A 19,817-nucleotide genomic window follows, 5' to 3' on the forward strand; every position below is an offset into this window, starting at 1 on the left:
AAAGCTTTATCTTTGTACACCTGCCGGAAAAACGTGCGACGGAGTGCTCTCCGGGTACGGTTTTTGACGGCTTACGGATCGATGATGAAACGGTTACTGGGACATATCGCTTTGTGGGTGTGCTGCCTGTTCGGCGCGTTGAGCCTTTCGGGGGCGGAGGTGCCGCAGCGATTGCCGCATGACAGCGGTTCCCCGCGCACTGCCGCCGAGCTGGTCTGCTCGCTGGATACGCAGGGTGCGGCGATGCGCCAGTTTATCCACGACTCGCTGCGCAGCGATAACCTGCCTGCCGCACAGGGCGTGAACGGTTCGCGTGTCCTGACACCGGTATTCAGGCTCGATCCCCGCCTCGACTTCCTGACCGGAGCGATGCCCGCCATGCTGCGGAACACCCCGGCCCCCATGTTGCAATATCGTGTGCAGGAACAGTTCTGCACCCTCTTTCGTTCATCGCTCGATGCGTCGGGGTATTACATCTTTGCCCTGCGCAAAATCATCGTTTAGCCCGCATTTGAATCGGTTTCCGGCCCCGGCATGTTCGTGCCGGCCCTGCCGCCGCTCCCTTTGAACGAGGGGAGCGCAACTAATTCTTATGTCGAATTTAACGATGATTTTAAATTATGAGCAATTACCATTTGTTGACAGATGTCCTTTATCACCAGGACGGTGTCGTAGCCCGCAAGAAAAACCCCGTTTTCCCCCTCGTTGTAGTCGCAGCCGGTATCGGTCTGTCTATTTGGAGCCTGAACGCTCCTGCACTGGAAGACAGCAAGAACCTTTCCGCATCGCTGATGCTGGTGGGCGGCGTCGTGGCGCTGCTCGGACTGATCCGGCTGGTGATGGCCTTCACCGGCAAGAAACCCGTTTACGGGCCTACCGGTGAGACGCTGACCCGCAAGGAGCTCTTTTTCGAGGCGCAGGACCGACAGGCGCTGCTGGCGGCTTTCCAGGCCGGAGACATGGAAAAAATCGAGCGGATCCCGCACGGCCACAGCTCCAATGTGCTGCTGATGATTTACACTACTCCCAGCGGTTCCTGCACACTGGCTCAGGTGCAGGAGTACGTACCGCACGAATTCGTCGCCGTGACCGATGTGGCGCGGTTTTCGCAGGCTGCCGTTAAAGAACCGCAGACAGCCGCCAAAAACGTAGCCGTTTCGGCCTGAAAACTGCGGGACCGCGGGAGGCGGCTCCTTTACCGATAACTAAGCAATAATACGAATTAAAATGGCATTGGAAGCATTGAAAACCTGCCGCCTGATCAAGAGCGAAGACCTGAACCACCACGGGACGCTCTTCGCCGGCAGGTGTGCGGAGTGGTTTGTGGAGTCGGGTTTTATCGCCGTGGCGGCGAAACTTGACCCGCGAACGGTGGTTTGTCTCAAAATTCATGGAATGGAGTTCCTGCACCCGGTGACGCTCGGCAGTGTGCTTACCTTCGAGAGCCGCATCGTTGCGACGGGACGCAGCACGATTGTCGTTTACGTCAAATCGTTCGAGAGCAAGACCCCCGATCGTATCTATTCCGACGGGTTCATCACGTTCTGCCATGTGGACGAGCATACGCACGCCTGTCCGCACGGATTGTCGGCCAGTCCCGAGACGCCCGAGGAGATCGAACTGAACCTCGCCGCCAAAGAGTTGCTGGCACGCAGGAAAAAAGCGTGATGCCGAAGAATTTATCGAATATCGGTATGGAAGAGTCTGTTTAATAATCTATTGAATAAATTTATTTTATATTATTTAGAGGATATCCGATTGAGTACGATTATCGTGTTTTAAGTTTGAATTATAAAAATTTAAGGTTAGTAAAAGTATTTCTCAGCGAGGGCCGGTGCCGTGAAGGTGCCGGCCCTTTTTGTATGCAGCGAGTGGCGATTGCCAGGCGGGGCGGTTCGTGGTTCCCGGTTCGTTGGTGGTTTGTTTTCGGTTCGTTTGCGGGGCTGCGGTCCTGTCCGTTGTATAGGGTGCGTTTGTCGTGTCGGCGGAGGTTTGTGAGGGGAAGGCGACTTGTCCCGCACGCCGTCGGGCGGGGGTAAACGGTATGGCACGGAGCATCGGAAAATCGCGGCGATTTATTCGTCACGGGGCGGTGCATTTTGCGCGGAAATGGCTACTTTTGCAGTGAAGTTCCGAGGCACCCGGGCTCTTTTTTTTGTGCAGCCGGCTTTCCACCCCCGTTTGCCAGTATGCAGGGCCGGGGTTGTGCAAAGCCTGTTCCGCATGGGGATGTCCCGGACTTCCAAATCCGAATCCGAAAGATGGCACACCTTAATCCGCTGATTTCCGACCTCGCGCTGATTCTGGGCGTGGCGGGTATCATCACACTGCTGTTCAAAAAACTGAAACAGCCGGTCGTGCTGGGCTACATCGTCGCCGGATTCCTTTGCAGCGGGAATTTCCTGCTCGAAGGGGTGTCGAACGTGGATAACGTGAATATCTGGGCCGAGATCGGCATCATCTTCCTGCTCTTTTCGCTCGGGCTCGAGTTCAGCTTCAACAAATTGATGGAGGTGGGCGGCCCCGCGCTGATGACGGCGATGGTGATCATCGCCGGGATGATGTGCACCGGCTTTATGGCCGGACGCATGCTGCACTGGACCACGACCGACAGTATTTTCCTCGGCGGCATGCTGTCCATGTCCTCGACCACGATCATCATCAAGGCGTTCGACGACCTGGGCCTGCGTAACCGCAAATTTACCGGGCAGGTGTTCGGCGTACTGATCGTCGAAGACCTGTTCGCCGTGGTGCTGCTCGTGCTGTTTTCGACCCTTTACATGCAGAAGAACGTCGAAGAGGCAGATATTGCAGGACGGTTGTTCAAACTGCTCTTTTTCCTCGTTTCGTGGTTCGTTGTGGCGATTTACCTGATCCCGTCGCTGTTGCGGCGCGTACGGCGGTTGCTCAATGCCGAGACGTTGCTGGTCATTTCGCTGGGCCTGTGCCTCGGTATGGTCGTGCTGGCCAATTCGGTCGGCTTTTCGTCGGCCCTCGGCGCGTTCGTAATGGGCTCGGTACTGGCCGGGACCTCCGAAGCCAAAGCGATCGAAAAAGTGATGGCGCCGGTCAAAGACCTCTTTGGGGCGGTTTTTTTCGTGTCGGTCGGCATGCTGGTCGAACCTCCGCTGCTGTGGCAGTATATGGGACCGATCCTGTTGCTTACCCTCGTGGTGATTGCAGGGCAGATTTTTTACGGGACGATCGGTTTCCTGATTTCGGGACAGGATTTGCGCTTGTCGCTGCAATCCTCTTTTTCGCTCGCGCAGATCGGAGAGTTCGCCTTTATTATCGCGGCGCTCGGGCTTACGCTCGGTGTGACCAGTTCGTTCCTCTATCCGGTGGCGGTGGCCGTTTCGGTGATTACCACCTTCACAACGCCTTTCGTAATTAAGCAGAGCGAGCCTGCCTACCGCTGGCTCGAGGGGCATTTGCCTCGGAGGTTCAAGATGTTTCTCGCCCGGTACAGTGCGGCGTCGCAGAGCGCCGAGAACCAGAGCGCATGGCGGCAGCTGCTCAAGCGCTCGCTGCTCAGCATATCGTTTTACAGCATCCTGCTGGGAGGGTTGGTGTGGGTGGCCGTGACCTACTATATGCCGTGGGTCGAGGAGTGGGTCCCGGGATTCTGGGGGAATATCCTCTCGACCACGACGACGATCCTGGCGATGGCGCCGCTGCTGTGGGCACTGGCGCTGAGACATTTGAACCGCAAGTTGTTCGCGGCGCTGTGGAAAGATCCGCGTTTCAACCACGGCCTGCTCGTCGGGCTGATGCTGCTGAGGTTCTTCCTTTCGGCCGCATTCGTGATGGCGGTACTTGTGCATCTTTATTCGTACCGCTGGGGGACGATCATCGGTTTCCTGCTGATCCTGCTTTCGATAGCGGTCTTCTGGAAACGGATCAAACATAATTTTCTCCATTTCGAAAGGCGTTTCTACGCGAACCTACATGCGGTTGACCGCGATAAGATCACGGTGCTGGACAAGCGCACGAAGTTCCTGCACCTGGCACGGCTTACCGTTTCGGCCGACAGCCGTTTCGTCGGCAAGAGCCTGCGGACGCTCGACCTGCGCACGCGCAGGGGCATCACCATCGTGTCGATCCAGCGCGGCAGCCGTAAGATCAACATTCCCCATTCGGACGATATCCTGCTGCCGGCCGACCGGATTGCGGTGGTGGGTACGGATGCCGAACTGAAGCGTTTTGCCGCCGAAGTGGAGGTCGAACCCGCTGCACCTACTTCCGGAGTGGACGAAGTGGTGATGCGGCAGTTTTCGGTAAGTCCTTCTTCGGTGCTGGTGGGGATGACCGTCTCGCAGTTCGTCGTGATGTGCGGCGGCGAGGGGATCGTGATCGGGATCGAACGGCAGGACGGGACTTTCGTCGAGCCGCTGGGGCTGGTCCGTTTCCGTCCCTACGACCTGGTGTGGGTGGCGGGTACCCGGGAACCCCTGCGCAAACTGCTCGGCAGCGATGCGCTTCCGGTTCGGAAGGACCCGGGAAAAGGCGCCGGTCACGGACTCCTGATGCGGATCGGCGCGCGGCTGTGGCTGTGGCTTACCGGGCGGAGCCGTTAAAGGGACGCGGTCGGAAAGTGTCAATAAGATGTCAGCTAATTGCCCGGGGCCGGACGGGACGGTATTGTGCAAAAGCCTATATTTGTATATTGCAAATTTTGTATGCGGATGTTAGATAAATTGTTGCAGGGCGTCGAGGTGCGCTCGCTCGTGGGTGACGGGACCGTCGCGGTCGGCCGCCTCGAGTTCGATTCGAGGAAGGTGGTGCCGGGTACGCTCTTTTTCGCTACGCGGGGCACGCAGGCCGACGGCCATGCCTATATTCCTGCCGCGGTCGCAGCCGGGGCGGCGGCCGTGGTGTGCGAGGAGCTGCCCGCCGAACGGCCCGCCGGGGTGACTTTCGTACAGGTGCCCGATTCGACCGTTGCGCTGGGGCAGGTCGCGTCGGCTTTTTACGGGCATCCGAGCCGCCGGTTGAAGCTGGTGGGCGTGACCGGGACGAACGGCAAAACCACTACCGCGACGCTGCTCTACCGCATGTTCCGCAGGTTGGGCTATAAAGCCGGGCTGATCTCGACCGTGGTCTACTGCGTGGACGACCGCGAGATCCCTTCTACGCATACCACTCCCGACAGCATCCGGCTCAACGCGATGATGGCCGAAATGGTCGAAGCGGGCTGCGACTACTGTTTCATGGAGGTGAGCTCGCACTCGCTGGTGCAGCACCGCACGGCGGGGCTGGCCTTCGTGGGCGGAATCTTCAGCAACATCACGCACGACCACCTCGATTACCACAAGACATTCGCCGAATATATCCGGGCCAAGAAGCTCTTTTTCGACGGACTGCCCGCCGGGGCTTTCGCGCTGACAAACGCCGACGACCGCAACGGAATGGTGATGGTGCAAAATACGAAAGCGACCGTCAAGACCTACGCGCTGCAATCGTTCGCCGACTTCCGGTGCCGCATTGTCGAGACGCTGCTGGACGGTATGCTGCTGAATCTCGACGGCAGCGAGGTGTGGGTTAAATTCCTCGGCCGCTTCAACGCCTATAACCTCACGAGCGTTTATGCGACGGCTCTGCTTTTGGACGCCCGGCGGGACGAAGTGCTGCGTATCCTCAGTGACCTGACCTCGGTGGACGGACGTTTCGAGCCGATCCATTCAAAGGAGGGGGTCACCGCGATCGTCGATTACGCCCATACGCCCGATGCGTTGCAGAACGTGATCGGCACGATCAATGAAATCCGCAAGAAGGACCAGAGATTATACGTGGTCGTGGGGTGCGGCGGTAACCGCGACGCGACCAAGCGACCCGAGATGGCCAAAATCGCCGTCGACGGCAGCGATATGGCCGTACTGACTTCCGACAATCCGCGGCTGGAGGAACCGGGGGCGATTATCGAGCAGATGAAGTCCGGGTTGGAGCCCGGTGCGCGCTACCTGGCGATTACGGACCGCCGCGAGGCGATCAAAGCGGCTGTTGCGCTGGCCCGTCCGGGCGATATTATCCTCGTGGCCGGCAAAGGACACGAAACCTACCAGGACGTCGGCGGCGTGAAGCACCACTTCGACGACCGGGAGGAGGTGCGCGCGGCGTTCGGGACGGTGTTTTGAGGGCATGACCGGCCGGTATGGCGGGGGCCCGGGCCTGGTAAGCGTGTGAAAAATGACGAGGTATAACCCGCATGAATGTATATGGGGACTTTGAGACGACATATAATCCTGTGGTTGCTGCTGGTGCCGGTAGGACTTTGCGGGCAGAAAAACACACCCGTGACGGTGACGTGTGAAAACCGTTTCGTCGGCAGGGATTGTGTTTCGGGAGATAGTATTCCGGCTGTGCTGTACCGGTTCAACCGGCGGGTGGAGCGTATTCCGGTGCTGGATACTGTCGCGGGCAGGGCGATTGTACAGTTCCGGGATATTACCAAGAACGGGAAGTATCTGGAGCCTGTGGGACCGATGATCTCGATGGAACTGTCGGACGGAGCGGTCTTATGGCAGCGTGACATTGGCTATATATTCGGTCATACGTGGATCGATGAGGAGTTGATCGTAGAAACCGATTTGCAAAAGTCACGGCGGATCGATCCGGAAACGGGTACGGACCTGTGGGAAAAGAAAATCCGCCTGTATGCGCTTCCGGACGATTGGTCGGGAGCGGAACCGAAAATTGGATTGGGATATGCCCAGATTATGGGTGCAAGGGGCGAGAAGGCTCAGGGATTCAATCTGGCGGACGGTTCGACGCTTTGGAAACGCCCGCTCAATTTCCAGTCCGGATGGAGCGCTTGTGATATGGTAAGCGATTCGGTCGTGCTGGTACAAGCGGACGGCCTGCACCTGTTCAATCTCTATACGGGCCAGGGATGGGATTACGAGGCGGTGATGAGCGCGCCGTATGATAAGCGGATCGCGTTGCAGGTGCTGGGGTTTGCCAGCAGTTCTTTTGCGACGGGAGGGGCGTACATGATCAAGGAGTTGCATTCCAATGCCATCCTGTCGGATAGTGTGCTCTACTGGGCTTCGCGTGAGGAAATTGTGGCACTCGACAGTACCGACGGGCATTTGTTGTGGAAAACCCGTTTACCGGAAAAAGCCGGAAGCCGTTCGAATATTTTTGAAACGGATACGTCGATTTTCCTGATTAACCGTGGGGTAGCCGTATTCCAAAACCGGTATGTCGAGTACGGCAGACCGTTTCTGGCTGCATACGAGAAGGCTACGGGACGGATGACGATGCTGCAGGTGGTCGACCAGCGCCGGTGCCGGATCATGGATTACGCATTCCACGAAGGCAGTGTTTTGTTGGCTTTACAGGACCGGATTGCGGTGCATGACCTGCATACGGGTGAATTGCAGCGCGAAACGCAAATCGATACGGCCGTCGTCGGGAGGATCCTGCGGGAGGATAACGAACGTTACTGCCTGTACGATTCGGTGAAGGACCGTTTTGAATTCGTTTCGGGGGGATTGGACGACTGGACGCTGAGGACTGACAAAGATAACCTGTTGAGGTGGAATGTGCTTCGTGATGAAGCCCGGATCGTGCCCGTCGATTCCTGTTGGGTTCAGCGGGACCGATATGACAACCTGCTGCTGGTCGGCTTGGGTGACAAGAGCTGCCTGATCGACGATAACGGTTGCAGATATGCGGAACTGGCTCTCCCGGCGACGAGGTTGCGGGGTACGACGATGTATTCTTATACTGAGGAGGGGTTGGCCAAAGTCGATTTGAAACCTTTGCTGGATCGTCGCTATGAGCGGCCTGCCGTGCCGCAGGAGCGGGCGGCCGGAACGGCGTTGGCACTGTATGGAAGGGGGCGGGGGGCCCTGTGCGCCTCCCCAAACGATAAAATGTAGTTATTATGTTATACCACCTGATCAAGTATCTTTCATTGCATTTCGATATTCCCGGCGCGGGCATGTTCCTCTCGCTGTCGTTCCGGGCCGCGATGGGCATTATCCTCGCGTTGGTGATCGGCATGATCTTCGGCAAACGGATCATCCGCATGCTGCAGCGCCGCCAGATCGGCGAGGAGATCCGCAACCTCGGCCTCGAAGGACAGCTCCAGAAGCGCGGCACGCCGACCATGGGCGGGATTATCATCCTCGCGTCGATCCTGATCCCGATCCTGCTGTTCGGCGACCTGACCAACATCTACGTCCTGCTGATGATCGTTTCGACCGTGTGGCTCGGGCTGATCGGTTTCCTGGACGACTATATCAAGGTGTTCCGCAAGAACAAAGAGGGGCTCAACGGTCGTTTCAAGATTATCGGACAGGTGGGCCTGGGCATTATCGTGGGCCTGGTCATGTGGCTCAGCCCGCAAGTGGTCGTCAAACAGAAGCTCGACCGTCATGCGCCGAAAGCGCAGGTCGAGTACGTGAACAACAACGGCGCGCGCGCGGCCGTCTACATGGGCCCTGCGGAGAAGACCACCAAGACGACGATCCCGTTTGTCAAAGACAACGAATTCGATTATCACTGGCTGATTCCCGGCGACAGCGACGGCTGCGACCGGGCCGGGTGGCTGGTCTATGTGCTGGTGGCGATCTTCGTCATCACGGCCGTGTCGAACGGCGCGAACCTGACCGACGGGCTCGACGGGCTCGCTTCGGGCGTCTCGGCCACGATCGTCGTGATCCTCGGCATCCTGGCGTGGCTCTCCGGTAACGTGATCTATGCCGACTACCTGAATATCATGTACATTCCTTCGAGCGGCGAGCTTATCGTTTTCGCCGCGGCATTCGCGGGGGCCCTGTTCGGTTTCCTGTGGTACAACTGCTATCCGGCGCAGGTCTTTATGGGCGACACCGGGTCGCTGGCCATCGGCGGCATCATCGCGGTTTTCGCGCTGCTGATCCGCAAGGAGCTGTTGTTGCCGCTGCTCTGCGGTATCTTCCTGGTCGAGGCGCTGTCGGTGCTGATCCAGCGGGGATGGTTCAAATACACCAAACGCAAATACGGCGAAGGGCGGCGCGTCTTCCTGATGGCGCCCATCCATCACCATTACCAGAAGAAGGGCTACTTCGAATCGAAGATCGTCGTACGCTTCTGGATCGTGCAGCTGTTGTTGGCTGCCATTACGCTCGCAACGCTTAAAATCAGATAACGATGGCTCGGATTGTAGTGCTCGGAGGGGGCGAAAGCGGCTGCGGCTCGGCCGTGCTGGCTAAGGTCAAGGGGTTCGACGTGTTCCTGTCGGACCGGGGGGCGATCGCCCCGAAATACAGGGGACAACTCGAAGAGTGGCGCGTGTCGTATGAAGAGGGACGCCATACCGAAGAGTTGATTTTCGATGCCGACGAGGTGGTCAAAAGCCCCGGCATTCCGGAGAGCGCTCCGATTGTGAAGGCGCTGCGTGAGCGCGGGATTCCGGTAGTCTCGGAGATCGAATTCGCCGGGCGCTACACGGACGGTTCGCGCACGATTTGCATCACCGGCAGCAACGGCAAGACGACCACCACTACGCTCGCCTACGAAATGCTGCGGCAGGCCGACCTGAGCGTGGGCCTTGCTGGCAACATCGGGCAGAGCTTCGCGCTGGAGGTGGCCACCGAGTATTTCGACTGGTACGTGATCGAGCTGAGCAGTTTCCAACTTGACGGCATGTACGATTTCCGGGCCGACGTGGGAGTGCTGATGAACATTACGCCCGACCACCTCGACCGCTACGACCACAAGCTGCAGAATTACGTGGACAGCAAGTTTCGCATCCTTCAGAACCAGCGAGCGACCGATAAGTTCGTCTATTGCGCGGACGATCCGCTGACGCTCGAAAACCTCGGCAGGCACGATCGGAACATGGAGGTGCTGCCCTTCGGCGTGAAATGCACGGAAGGTTGTGCGGCGAGTCTCGACGGAGACACGATCCGTGTGCGGGTGGACGGCAAGGAGCTGTCGATCGGCGTGGATGAGCTGAAGATAAAAGGGGTACACAATATTTACAACGCGATGGCCGCGTCGATCGCGGCGCTTTCGGCCGGAGTACCCCCCGAGAGCATTTGTCAGACCTTGCGCACCTTCACCGGCGTCGAACACCGGCTGGAGCCGTGCGGCGAGTACGGCGGCGTGCAGTACATTAACGACTCGAAGGCGACGAACGTCGACTCGGTGTGGTATGCGCTCGACAGCATGCGCCGTCCGACGGTGTGGATCGCCGGGGGAACGGACAAGGGCAACGATTACTCGCGGCTCTTCCCGCTCGTCGAAGGCCGGGTCAAGACATTGGTCTGCATGGGTGTGGACAATGCGAAGCTGATGCGCGAGTTCGCGGGACGCATACCGGAGATCGTCGACACGCATTCGCTTGGCGAAGCGATGGAGGCTGCGGTGCGGAGCGCCGCTCCGGGGGATACGGTGTTGTTATCTCCGGCCTGTGCGAGTTTCGACCTGTTCAAAAATTACGAGCAGCGCGGCGAACAGTTCAAAGCCTGGGTGGCGAAACATGCCGTCGGGAAAAAGGGCCGGTAAGACGTTTCGGGCCGGTTGTGCGGCGAGTCCCGGAGGCGTGCGGCTTTGAAAGGCCGGTTCACGGAGGTGCGGGATCGCGTCCTGTCCGGTAACGGCCGGGGGAGATGCACGGCGGATATGCGGTGAATGTGCAGTCCCGGCACCCGGCGATCTGCCGATAGGCCGGCGAAATGTCCGGAAGAGGCCGGAGTACAAGCATTTGGCAGGGAGCCGCAGATGCCGATGGGATGCGGGGACTTACGGTCCGGTTGCGGCGAGCGGATGGGGATCGTGATTCGGAAGGGATTTACGGAAAGCTCGTGATAAGGCAGCCGTGGATTTGCAGCCGACGCACCGGTAAACGGGCGACAGATTCTGTAGAAATAAACCGGAAGAGTATCCGTGGATGGAAGGACGAAGCGTTCACGGGAAAACCCCTGAAAAATAATTTACGAGCGAGGACAGAGACTAATGGCGGAACAACAGCAACTGCAACCGGGGCAGACCGAAGAACCGGCGGAAACGGGCTTTTTCGACCGTTTGTTCAGCGGTGACAAGCCGTTGTGGATCATCGTTATCTCACTGGCCATCATTTCGCTGCTGGTGGTCTATTCCTCGACTGCGTCGATGGCCTACAAAAATGCCGGGGGCAACACCGCACATTACTTCTTCAACCAGCTCAAATTCATCGCCATCGGCTTCGTGATCATGTGGTTCGTTCACCGGATCAACTACCAGCGCTATGTGCGCTTTACCGTGGTGCTGTTCATCCTGGCACTCGGCTTCATGCTGCTTACGTTCGTGATCGGCGTGAACCTGAACAGCGCGTCGCGCTGGATACGTATCCCGATCATCGGGATGACCTTCCAGCCTTCGGATTTTATGCGTGTGACGCTGGTGGCGCTGCTCGCGCAGCAACTCGCCAAACGCCAGAAGGTGATCGACAAGATCCCGATCCTGCCCGCACTGACTCCCGGCGGCTGGCGCAAGAACCCGCGCAAGAACCGCGACATTCTTTTCGATACGACGATTCCGCTGCTGGGACCCGTGGTCGTAGCCTGCGGCGCGATCTTCTTTTCGAACTTCTCGACCGCAGCGCTCACTTTTTTCACCTGCTGGGTGATGCTCTTCATCGGCCGGGTGCGGGTGCGGGAACTCTGGCGGCTCATTGCGCTGGTGGTCGTGGTGATGGCGGCGGCCGTGACGGTGATGTACATGTTCAACATCGGCCGTTCGCATACGTGGGTCAACCGCCTCGGATTGGGCGACGCGCTCAGTAAAACGGAACAGGTGCAGGTCCAGAACGACGAGGACAACCTGCAGGAGGAGCAGGCGCAGATCGCGATCGCCTCGGGAGGTATCACCGGCAAGGGGCCGGGTAACAGCACGCAGCGGTCGAATCTGCCGCACGCCTATTCCGATTTCGCTTACGCATTCATTGTCGAAGAGTACGGTTTGGTCGGCTCGTGTCTGATCCTGTTTTTGTACCTGTGTGTCTTTTTCAGGGGAATCGTAATCTTCCAGCGGTGCGGAACGGCGCTGCCGAGCCTGCTGGTTTTGGGCCTCAGCCTGATGATCACGTTGCAGGCGCTGATCAATATGATGGTGTCGGTGGGCTATTTTCCGGTGACCGGGCAGACGTTGCCGCTGATCAGTCTCGGAGGTTCGTCTGTGGTATTTACGAGTTTGTCGTTGGGGATTATCCTCGGCGTGAGCCGCCAGATGAAAGAGCAGTCGCTCGACCGCCCCAAAGGCGAGTCCTTGCTGGAGTAGGGGTGCGGCGAAAGGGCCGGAGAACCGCAGTCGGTACCTGGATTTGGAAAACCGTTGGTTTGTGGCGGGAAAGGCCCTGAATCGGGAAGCGGGAAAAGAGAGTGTGAAAGGGCAAAATAAACAGGGATACTTACATAGGGATATTTGAAAGATAGCCGGATGAAGAAGCGATTGATAGCTTGTTGCGGATTGGATTGCGAAAGCTGCGACGCCCGCAGGGCTACCCTCACCGATGACAATGAATTGAGGGAAACGACAGCCCGGAAGTGGAGTGAAATGAACGGTGCGCCGGAGATTACCGCAGCGACTGTAAATTGCATGGGGTGTCGTACGGAGGGGGTGAAATTTGCCTATTGCAGCGAGTATTGCGAAATCCGCAAATGCGTATATGCGAAAGGATTCGAAACCTGCGGGGATTGTAAAGAGTTGGATGGTTGTCGGATAGTCGGTGCGGTTTTGCAGCATGCTCCCGGCGCAAAGGAGAATCTTTTATCCGGACTGTATGTATAAGATCCCGGTATGTGAACTGTAAACAGGTGTGGTTATGGACAAAATAAAAATCATTCTGAGCGGCGGCGGTACGGGAGGCCATATCTACCCGGCGGTCGCGGTGGCCGAAGCGTTGCAGCGCCGGCTGGGCGACGGTGTGGAACTGCTGTTCGTCGGTGCCGAGGGTAAGATGGAGATGGAGAAGATTCCCGCATTGGGTTACCGCATCGAGGGGTTGCCCGTGGCGGGGCTGCAACGGCGGCTGACGGCCCGCAACCTGTCGTTGCCGTTCAAGGTCGCCGCGTCGCTCCGAAAGGCCCGTCGCGTGATCCGCAGCTTCGGGGCCGACGTAGTGGTCGGTTTCGGCGGCTATGCGAGCGCACCGGTGCTGTGGAGCGCCCAGCGCATGGGTATTCCGACGCTGATCCAGGAGCAGAACTCCTACGCCGGGGTGACGAACAAGCTGCTCGCATCGCGGGCTAGACGCATCTGTGTGGCTTACGAGGGGATGGAGCGTTTCTTTCCGAAGGAGCGCATCGTGATGACGGGCAATCCGTTGCGCGGACGTTTTGCCGAAGGGGCGGACCCGGCAGCACGGAAGGCCGAAGCATTGGCCTATTTCGGGCTCGAAGCGGATAAGCCGGTGGTACTGGTCGTGGGCGGCAGCCTCGGTACGCGCACGCTGAACAACATGATGAAAGCCAATGTGGAACGTATTACCGCCGAAGGACGCCTGCAGGTGATCTGGCAGACCGGTAAATTCTACGAGCGCGAGATGACCGAATTTATGCAGGGCCGTTCGTCGGAAGGTATCTGGCGCGGTGCGTTCATCGACAGGATGGACCTCGCTTATGCCGCTGCCGACGTGGTGGTCGGGCGTTCCGGGGCCGGAACGGTGTCGGAACTGTGCCTGATCGGAAAGCCGGCGATTTTCGTGCCGTCGCCCAATGTGGCCGAAGACCACCAGACCAAGAATGCGCTGGCCCTCGTGGAGAAGGGTGCGGCGCTGCTGGTGCGCGACGGCGAGGCGGTTTCGGGGCTTTTCCCGGTGGTCGATGCGTTGTTGGCCGACCCGGAGCGGATGCGGCGCATGGCCGCCAATATCCGCGTGCTGGGCATCGCGGACTCTGCCGAACGGATCGTCGACGAGATCGTGGCGGTGGTGCGGAAAAATTAAATCGGGATCCAAACGTTCGTAAATTATCCGCCGGTTATTTATCGCAGGTGTGCCGACTCTGTACGGTACGGCAGGAGGATTCCGGCAGAGGATAGGGGAAAGACGGTGCGCATACACGAGAGGTAGAGGATGGCTTCTTATCCACAATGAGTTTACTCGACTGAAGAACCTGTCGTCCGATAAGGGGGCGGTGTTGCAAAATCAATAAAACATGGAGTTTCAAAACGTATATTTTCTGGGGATCGGCGGGATCGGCATGAGTGCGCTGGCGCGCTATTTCCTCCACGAAGGCAAACGGGTGGCGGGCTACGACCGCACCGAAAGCGAACTGACCGGCCTGCTCTCGGCGGAAGGGGCCGCGGTAACCTATGATGAAGCGGTGGCGGCGATTCCCGAGCCGTTCCGGGACCGGGCATCGACGCTGGTGGTCTATACTCCGGCCGTACCGCACGACCATCCGCAGTGGGAGTGGTTCCTGGCGCAGGGTTTCGAGATCGTGAAGCGGTCGCGGATGCTGGGTGTCGTTGCACAGGGCAAATATGTAATGGCGGTGGCCGGTACCCACGGCAAAACCACCACTACGACGCTGACCGCCTGGCTGAACCACGAAGCCGGCGGGGGCGGAAGCGCTTTCCTCGGCGGTATTTCGAAGAATTTCGCTTCCAACCTGGTGCTGGGGCCGGGGCCGAGGCTGGTGGTCGAGGCCGATGAGTTCGACCGTTCGTTCCTGCAACTGTGGCCCGATGCGGCGGTGGTGACGTCGGCCGATGCCGACCACCTCGATATTTACGGTACGCACGAAGCGGTCAGGGAGGCCTTCGCGCAGTTTATTTCGCAGATCAAACCGGGCGGCGCGCTGATCCTTAAGAAGGGCGTGGAACTGGCGATCCGCAACCGGGAGATAACGGTTTACCGGTATAGTTACGATTCGCCGTGCGACTTTTATGCGAGGAATATCCGTGTTGGAAGCGACGGGCGCTATACGTTCGATCTGGTCTGTCCCGACCGGGTGCTGGCGGATTGTACGCTGGGCGTGCCGGGATGGGTTAATGTCGAGAATGCCGTGGCCGCCGCCGCCCTGCTGTGGGTGGCCGGATTCGACGAAGCAAAACTGAAAGGCGCGCTGGCGTCGTTCGGGGGCGTGAAGCGCCGTTTCGATTTTTACATCAATACGCCGCAGCGCATCTATATGGATGACTATGCGCACCATCCCAACGAACTGAAAGCCGCGATCACCTCGTTCCGGGAGATGTTTCCCGGGCGGCGGCTCACCGTGGTGTTCCAGCCGCACCTCTATACCCGTACCCGCGACTTCTGCCGCGAGTTCGCCGCCGTGTTGTCCCTGGCCGACGAGGTGCTGCTGCTGCCGATCTATCCGGCCCGTGAAGAGCCGATCGAGGGGGTTTGCTCGGAGATGTTGCTGCCGCTGATTACGGCTCCCGCGCGAGTGGTTCCCAAAAATGAACTGCTGGCACTGCTGGGCGCGGAAAATCCCGATACGATTATTACCTTTGGGGCGGGCGATATCGACCGTTTTTGCGAGCCGATCGCGGAATTGTTGGGAAAGAGATAAGTGCCCTTTCGTCCGTCGGGACTGCAGGGCTGCGGACGCTTTCCGGTATTCATGGGCTGTTGTTACCGTTACGGTCGACAGACGTTCATGTCGCACCGGCATAAGTCAATAAAGCTTTGAAAAGGATCTTCTCCATAACGCTGGGCGTGTTGTCGTGGGCGGTGATCGTAGGTTACCTGATCGCCGCGTCGCGGTATTGTCATGCGCAGCAGGAACAGACCCTTTGCCGGGGTCTCCGTGTGAAGGTGCTCGACAGTGCCGAACGGGGATTCATCACTCCGGCGATGGTGAAGAACTGGTTTGCCGCCGAGCAGAAGGAGTTTCTCCGCGAGCCGGTCGGCAAAGTCAACACGCTGGAGGTCGAAGCGTTCGTCCGCCGTCGCGGGTTCGTCAAAACGGTGCGCGCCTATACGTCGATGGACGGCATGCTGAACATCGAGCTTACCCAGCGGAAACCCGTTCTAAGGGTCAACAGCGTAAACGGTTACGATTTCTACGTGACCGACGACAATTATATCCTGCCTACGCAGCGCTACTATTCGGTCTATGTACCGGTTGTCACGGGGATGATCGTGCCGCCTTTCGGCCCGGACTTTGTGGGAAGTTTGGACGATTGGTCGAAAAAGGGCGAAAAAAAAGTGTCCGAAAATTATTTGTTTTTGGCTAATCTGATTAATTTTGTGAAATTCGTGGAGAGTGATGGCTTCTGGAGCGCTTTTTGGGTGCAGATCAATGTCCGGGACGGCGGTTCGGAAGGTCGGTATGATCCTCAGATCGAGCTGGTTCCGCGTGCTGGAGACCAGATCGTCTGTTTAGGATCGCTCGACGATTACCGCTCCAAGCTCGACAAGCTGACGAGCTTCTACCGCAACGGCCTCGCTTACGAAGGATGGGAGGCGTGCCGTTATATCAACCTGGCTTACCGCGGGCAGGTCGTCTGCTCCGATTAAGGCCCGGTTCCTCCGGAAAGAGTGCCGGGGGTCGATGCGGCTTGCGGGGTGGGGAGTACGGAATATGTTTTATTATCACAAGTGCAGGAAACTGTACGCTAAATACAGGGCTGAGAAGTGGAAAACGGAGATTATGTAGTTGCAATTGATTTGGGCACCAACACGGTGGCGACGGTAGTCGGCACGCGCGGCGAGGGCGGCAAAGTCCGCATCATTGATTGCGAAATCTCCCCCGTGCAGGGCGTCGTCCGCAGCGAGATCAAGAACGTCGAACTGGTCGCCCAGAGCATCAAACGAACCATCGAGGCGATCGAGGCCCGCCAGCAGATCACGATCCGGGAAGCCTATGCGGGCATTTCGGGACAGCACATCCGCTGCGTCAAATATCCCTATTACGTTTTTGTCGGCCGCGACGGCGAGATCCGCGAGGAGGACGTCCAGAAGCTTCACGAGAGCATGGGCAATGTGCAGGCTCCCGACGGAGAGACCATCATCCAGATCATTCCGCAGAATTATATCGTCGACGACGAGGAGACGATGAACCCCGTGGGCGCGTTCGGCAACAAGCTCGAGGCGGTGTTCAACTTCGTGCTCGGCGACAACAACGCCGTCAGCCGTGTGAAACGCGCGTTGCAAAAGGTCGAAATCCGGCAGGCAGGGCTTTTCCTCAACGCCGTCGCTTCGGCCGAGGCTGTGGCCACCGAGGACGAGAAGGAGGAGGGTGTGGCCGTGGTCGATATCGGAGGCGGTACGACCGACGTGACCGTATTCTACAAGAACAGCGTCCGCCATGTGGGCATCGTGCCGATGGGCGGCAACGCGATCAACCGCGATATCCGTTCCTACGGCATTCTCGAACGCCATGTCGAGAGCCTGAAGGTGCGTTACGGCAGCGCGATGCGCGACCAGATCAAGACCGAAATGTCGATCAAGACCCCGGGACTGAACGCACGCATGCCCAAAGAAATTTCGCTGCTGAACCTCGCGGCGATCATCGAGGCGCGGATGCTCGACATCATCGACTTCGTAATGGCCGAGATCAAGGCGTCGGGCTGCCAGCAGAAGCTCGGTGCGGGCGTCGTGCTTACCGGCGGTGCCGCGCAGATGAAAGACCTCGACCTGCTGTTTAAGAATTATACCGGGATCGACGTACGCGTCGCTACGCCCGATACGGTCATCGAGCCGGGAAGCATCGAGTCCGCATCGAATCCCGCGTTGGCTACGGCAGTGGGCCTGTTGCTGAAAGGGCTTAGCTCGGGCAGACCGGTCCGGGGCAGCCGTCCCCAGACGCGTCCGGCCCGCCAGGAGGCGCAGCCGGAGCTCGGCGGCAATTCCTACGGGGCGGCTTCGACCGAGAATCCGCAGCGCCGCACGATCAACACGCTGTACCGCGAACGCAAGGCCGCGGCCGACCGCGAACAGGAGTTTATCGATGAAGAAACTCAGGAAGAACCCGTTACAGGCAAGACCAAAAAGGGGGGCGGCCTTTTCGGACGCCTCAAACAGAAGATCGACAACATGTTCGATGTGATCGAAGATAACGAAATATAGTACACAGAGAATTATGCCGCAGCAAGAGAATATGCCCGATATCATAGAATTCGACCGTCCGAGGATCTCTCCCTCGATCATCATGGTGACCGGCGTGGGCGGCGGCGGCAGCAATGCCGTCAACCACATGTTCGACCTGGGGATAGCCGATGTGTCGTTCATGGTCTGCAATACCGACCGGCAGGCGCTTTACCGCAGTCCGGTGCCGATCAAAGTCCGGCTCGGCGAGAGCCTCACGCAGGGGCTCGGCGCGGGCAACAACCCCGAAAGGGGACGCGAGGCCGCTCTCGAAAGCCTCGACGAAATCGTCGAAATCTACAAGCGCGAAGGAACCAAGATGGTCTTCATTACGGCCGGAATGGGCGGCGGTACCGGTACGGGTGCCGCACCGGTGATCGCCAAGGCTGCCAAGGAACTGGGCATTCTGACGGTCGCCATCGTGACGCTGCCGTTCAAGACCGAGGGCCCGAAGCGGATGAAACATGCTTACGAGGGTATCGACGAGTTGCGGCAGTATGTGGATTCGCTGCTGCTGATCAACAACGAGAACATTCAGGATATTTACGGCAAGCTGACCCTTTCGGAGGCGTTCGGCAAGGCCGATGATATTTTGGCCACGGCGGCCAAGAGCATTGCCGAGGTGATTACGCGTGACAATACGGTGAACGTCGACTTCGCCGATGTGCAGACCGTGATGAAGGACAGCGGCATCGCGCTGATGGGTTCGGGCCGCGCTTCGGGCGACGACCGTGCGATGAAAGTGGCCGATGCGGCGCTCGCCTCTCCGCTGCTGAACCACAACGACATTATCGGGGCACGCAATATCCTGATCAACATAACTTCCGGTGAAGAGGAAATCACCCTCGAAGAGACTTACCTGATTACCGAATATATCCAGACGCGTTCGGGCAACAATGCCGACATCATTTGGGGCGCCGGCACAGATGAGGCGCTCGGCCAGGATATCGAGGTGACGATCATCGCCACCGGGTTCGACATCGATACGCTGCCTCAGTCGTTCGACCGCATGACCTCGTCGCCGTTGCAGGCGCGTATTGACAGTTCGGTTTTGCAGGAGGATGTGCCGGCCGGAGACGAAGTTCCCGCAGAGGAGGAGACGCCTGCCGCCGAGATACCGCGCCGCCACGGCCCCTTCGCTCCGCGGCCGAGGTGGACGCCCCCGACCGAAAATTCCGCAGCACCGCAGGGAATGAATCCGTTGCAGGATCGTCCCGGTTTCAACCGTCCCGTCCAGCCGGGAGTGCAGAAGCCGGGTGCGGGCGAGTCCCAGGCAGGCGTTCCCGGACAAAATCCGTTCGGCATGCCGGGAGGGCAAAACGCCAATGCCGCCGGAGGATCGAATCCGCTGAGCCGCCCGGCCGCAGCACCGCAGGTGATCGAGGCCAAGCGCCCGGATTCGGACGTCAATATCGACGAATTGGAGAATGTCCCCGCTTTCGTGCGACGTAACATGAAGTTCGTCAAGGATAGCTCCGACGAAGGCGGACGCGCCACCCGCGTCGTGCTCAAGGACGATGCCCCTCAAAACGACAACCCCGGGGGCGGGTCACTGTTCGATTAAAAGGGCGGGAATCTGGTTCGTAAGCGGGTTGACCCGTTGATAGCCGGACGGTCGGATGCGGTGCGGGAGAAATCCTGCGGAACCGGATCGGCGTCGTGATAGCGGCATTATCCGGACGGCAGCGGAAGGCTCGGCGCATTTCACCCGGTGATACGGGGTTCCGTAAGGGAAAGGCGAAGCTGGTGTTGCCTGCGTCGCCTGCGGAAAAAAGGCTTACAGTAACCGGGACACCAGTGTTCCGGCGCT

At 58.8% G+C, this 19,817-nt stretch carries 15 protein-coding genes; all 15 read left to right on the plus strand.

What is annotated here, in order from left to right; translation table 11 throughout:
- Nucleotides 1–81 precede the first annotated feature (81 nt).
- Nucleotides 82–504 carry a hypothetical protein gene (locus NQ495_RS10110; protein ID WP_009133133.1) on the plus strand — a complete coding sequence of 141 codons (423 nt, stop codon included), beginning with the start codon at nucleotides 82–84 and terminating at the stop codon, nucleotides 502–504.
- Nucleotides 505–620: 116 nt separating this feature from the next.
- On the plus strand, nucleotides 621–1,166 hold the full coding sequence (locus tag NQ495_RS10115; protein WP_009133134.1) for a hypothetical protein: 546 nt from the start codon (nucleotides 621–623) through the stop codon (nucleotides 1,164–1,166).
- A 61-nt stretch (nucleotides 1,167–1,227) separates the two neighbouring features.
- Nucleotides 1,228–1,668 (plus strand): acyl-CoA thioesterase, encoded by a 441-nt coding sequence (locus NQ495_RS10120; protein ID WP_009133135.1) that lies wholly within the window; start codon nucleotides 1,228–1,230, stop codon nucleotides 1,666–1,668.
- Nucleotides 1,669–2,261: 593 nt separating this feature from the next.
- Nucleotides 2,262–4,577 carry a cation:proton antiporter domain-containing protein gene (locus NQ495_RS10125; RefSeq protein WP_009133136.1) on the plus strand — a complete coding sequence of 772 codons (2,316 nt, stop codon included), beginning with the start codon at nucleotides 2,262–2,264 and terminating at the stop codon, nucleotides 4,575–4,577.
- A 102-nt stretch (nucleotides 4,578–4,679) separates the two neighbouring features.
- The gene (locus NQ495_RS10130; RefSeq protein WP_040294127.1) at nucleotides 4,680–6,134 is read left to right on the plus strand and encodes a UDP-N-acetylmuramoyl-L-alanyl-D-glutamate--2,6-diaminopimelate ligase; all 1,455 of its coding nucleotides are present in this window, start codon (nucleotides 4,680–4,682) and stop codon (nucleotides 6,132–6,134) included.
- 90 nt (nucleotides 6,135–6,224) lie between these two features.
- On the plus strand, nucleotides 6,225–7,883 hold the full coding sequence (locus NQ495_RS10135; RefSeq protein WP_187118312.1) for an outer membrane protein assembly factor BamB family protein: 1,659 nt from the start codon (nucleotides 6,225–6,227) through the stop codon (nucleotides 7,881–7,883).
- Between the two features lie 5 nt (nucleotides 7,884–7,888).
- The gene (gene mraY / locus NQ495_RS10140) at nucleotides 7,889–9,136 is read left to right on the plus strand and encodes a phospho-N-acetylmuramoyl-pentapeptide-transferase (protein WP_009133139.1); all 1,248 of its coding nucleotides are present in this window, start codon (nucleotides 7,889–7,891) and stop codon (nucleotides 9,134–9,136) included.
- A gap of 2 nt (nucleotides 9,137–9,138) precedes the next feature.
- Nucleotides 9,139–10,497 carry a UDP-N-acetylmuramoyl-L-alanine--D-glutamate ligase gene (gene murD, locus NQ495_RS10145; RefSeq protein WP_009133140.1) on the plus strand — a complete coding sequence of 453 codons (1,359 nt, stop codon included), beginning with the start codon at nucleotides 9,139–9,141 and terminating at the stop codon, nucleotides 10,495–10,497.
- A 450-nt stretch (nucleotides 10,498–10,947) separates the two neighbouring features.
- Entirely contained in the window at nucleotides 10,948–12,249 is a 1,302-nt protein-coding gene (locus NQ495_RS10150; protein WP_009133141.1) for an FtsW/RodA/SpoVE family cell cycle protein, read from the plus strand.
- A 159-nt stretch (nucleotides 12,250–12,408) separates the two neighbouring features.
- The gene (locus NQ495_RS10155) at nucleotides 12,409–12,759 is read left to right on the plus strand and encodes a DUF3795 domain-containing protein (RefSeq protein WP_009133142.1); all 351 of its coding nucleotides are present in this window, start codon (nucleotides 12,409–12,411) and stop codon (nucleotides 12,757–12,759) included.
- Nucleotides 12,760–12,793: 34 nt separating this feature from the next.
- Entirely contained in the window at nucleotides 12,794–13,915 is a 1,122-nt protein-coding gene (gene murG, locus NQ495_RS10160) for an undecaprenyldiphospho-muramoylpentapeptide beta-N-acetylglucosaminyltransferase (protein WP_009133143.1), read from the plus strand.
- 211 nt (nucleotides 13,916–14,126) lie between these two features.
- Nucleotides 14,127–15,488, plus strand: coding sequence for a UDP-N-acetylmuramate--L-alanine ligase (gene murC / locus NQ495_RS10165; protein WP_009133144.1), 1,362 nt, complete (start codon nucleotides 14,127–14,129; stop codon nucleotides 15,486–15,488).
- A gap of 116 nt (nucleotides 15,489–15,604) precedes the next feature.
- Nucleotides 15,605–16,438, plus strand: a complete 834-nt coding sequence (locus NQ495_RS10170; RefSeq protein WP_009133145.1) for a cell division protein FtsQ/DivIB — start codon at nucleotides 15,605–15,607, stop codon at nucleotides 16,436–16,438.
- A gap of 117 nt (nucleotides 16,439–16,555) precedes the next feature.
- A complete protein-coding gene (ftsA, locus tag NQ495_RS10175; RefSeq protein WP_009133146.1) occupies nucleotides 16,556–17,989 on the plus strand; it encodes a cell division protein FtsA in 1,434 nt (477 codons plus the stop codon).
- 13 nt (nucleotides 17,990–18,002) lie between these two features.
- Nucleotides 18,003–19,571, plus strand: a complete 1,569-nt coding sequence (ftsZ, locus tag NQ495_RS10180; protein ID WP_009133147.1) for a cell division protein FtsZ — start codon at nucleotides 18,003–18,005, stop codon at nucleotides 19,569–19,571.
- Nucleotides 19,572–19,817 lie beyond the last annotated feature (246 nt).

The sequence above is a fragment of the Alistipes indistinctus YIT 12060 genome, from assembly GCF_025144995.1.
Taxonomy (GTDB): Bacteria; Bacteroidota; Bacteroidia; order Bacteroidales; family Rikenellaceae; genus Alistipes_A; species Alistipes_A indistinctus.

Excerpts from the sequence above, each read along its gene's own strand:
- NQ495_RS10110 (WP_009133133.1), top strand. The coding sequence starts at position 82 with ATGATGAAACGGTTACTGGGACATATCGCTTTGTGGGTGTGCTGCCTG.
- NQ495_RS10115 (WP_009133134.1), top strand. The coding sequence starts at position 621 with ATGAGCAATTACCATTTGTTGACAGATGTCCTTTATCACCAGGACGGT.
- NQ495_RS10120 (WP_009133135.1), top strand. The coding sequence starts at position 1,228 with ATGGCATTGGAAGCATTGAAAACCTGCCGCCTGATCAAGAGCGAAGAC.
- NQ495_RS10125 (WP_009133136.1), top strand. The coding sequence starts at position 2,262 with ATGGCACACCTTAATCCGCTGATTTCCGACCTCGCGCTGATTCTGGGC.
- NQ495_RS10130 (WP_040294127.1), top strand. The coding sequence starts at position 4,680 with ATGCGGATGTTAGATAAATTGTTGCAGGGCGTCGAGGTGCGCTCGCTC.
- mraY (WP_009133139.1), top strand. The coding sequence starts at position 7,889 with ATGTTATACCACCTGATCAAGTATCTTTCATTGCATTTCGATATTCCC.
- murD (WP_009133140.1), top strand. The coding sequence starts at position 9,139 with ATGGCTCGGATTGTAGTGCTCGGAGGGGGCGAAAGCGGCTGCGGCTCG.
- NQ495_RS10150 (WP_009133141.1), top strand. The coding sequence starts at position 10,948 with ATGGCGGAACAACAGCAACTGCAACCGGGGCAGACCGAAGAACCGGCG.
- NQ495_RS10155 (WP_009133142.1), top strand. The coding sequence starts at position 12,409 with ATGAAGAAGCGATTGATAGCTTGTTGCGGATTGGATTGCGAAAGCTGC.
- murG (WP_009133143.1), top strand. The coding sequence starts at position 12,794 with ATGGACAAAATAAAAATCATTCTGAGCGGCGGCGGTACGGGAGGCCAT.
- murC (WP_009133144.1), top strand. The coding sequence starts at position 14,127 with ATGGAGTTTCAAAACGTATATTTTCTGGGGATCGGCGGGATCGGCATG.
- ftsZ (WP_009133147.1), top strand. The coding sequence starts at position 18,003 with ATGCCGCAGCAAGAGAATATGCCCGATATCATAGAATTCGACCGTCCG.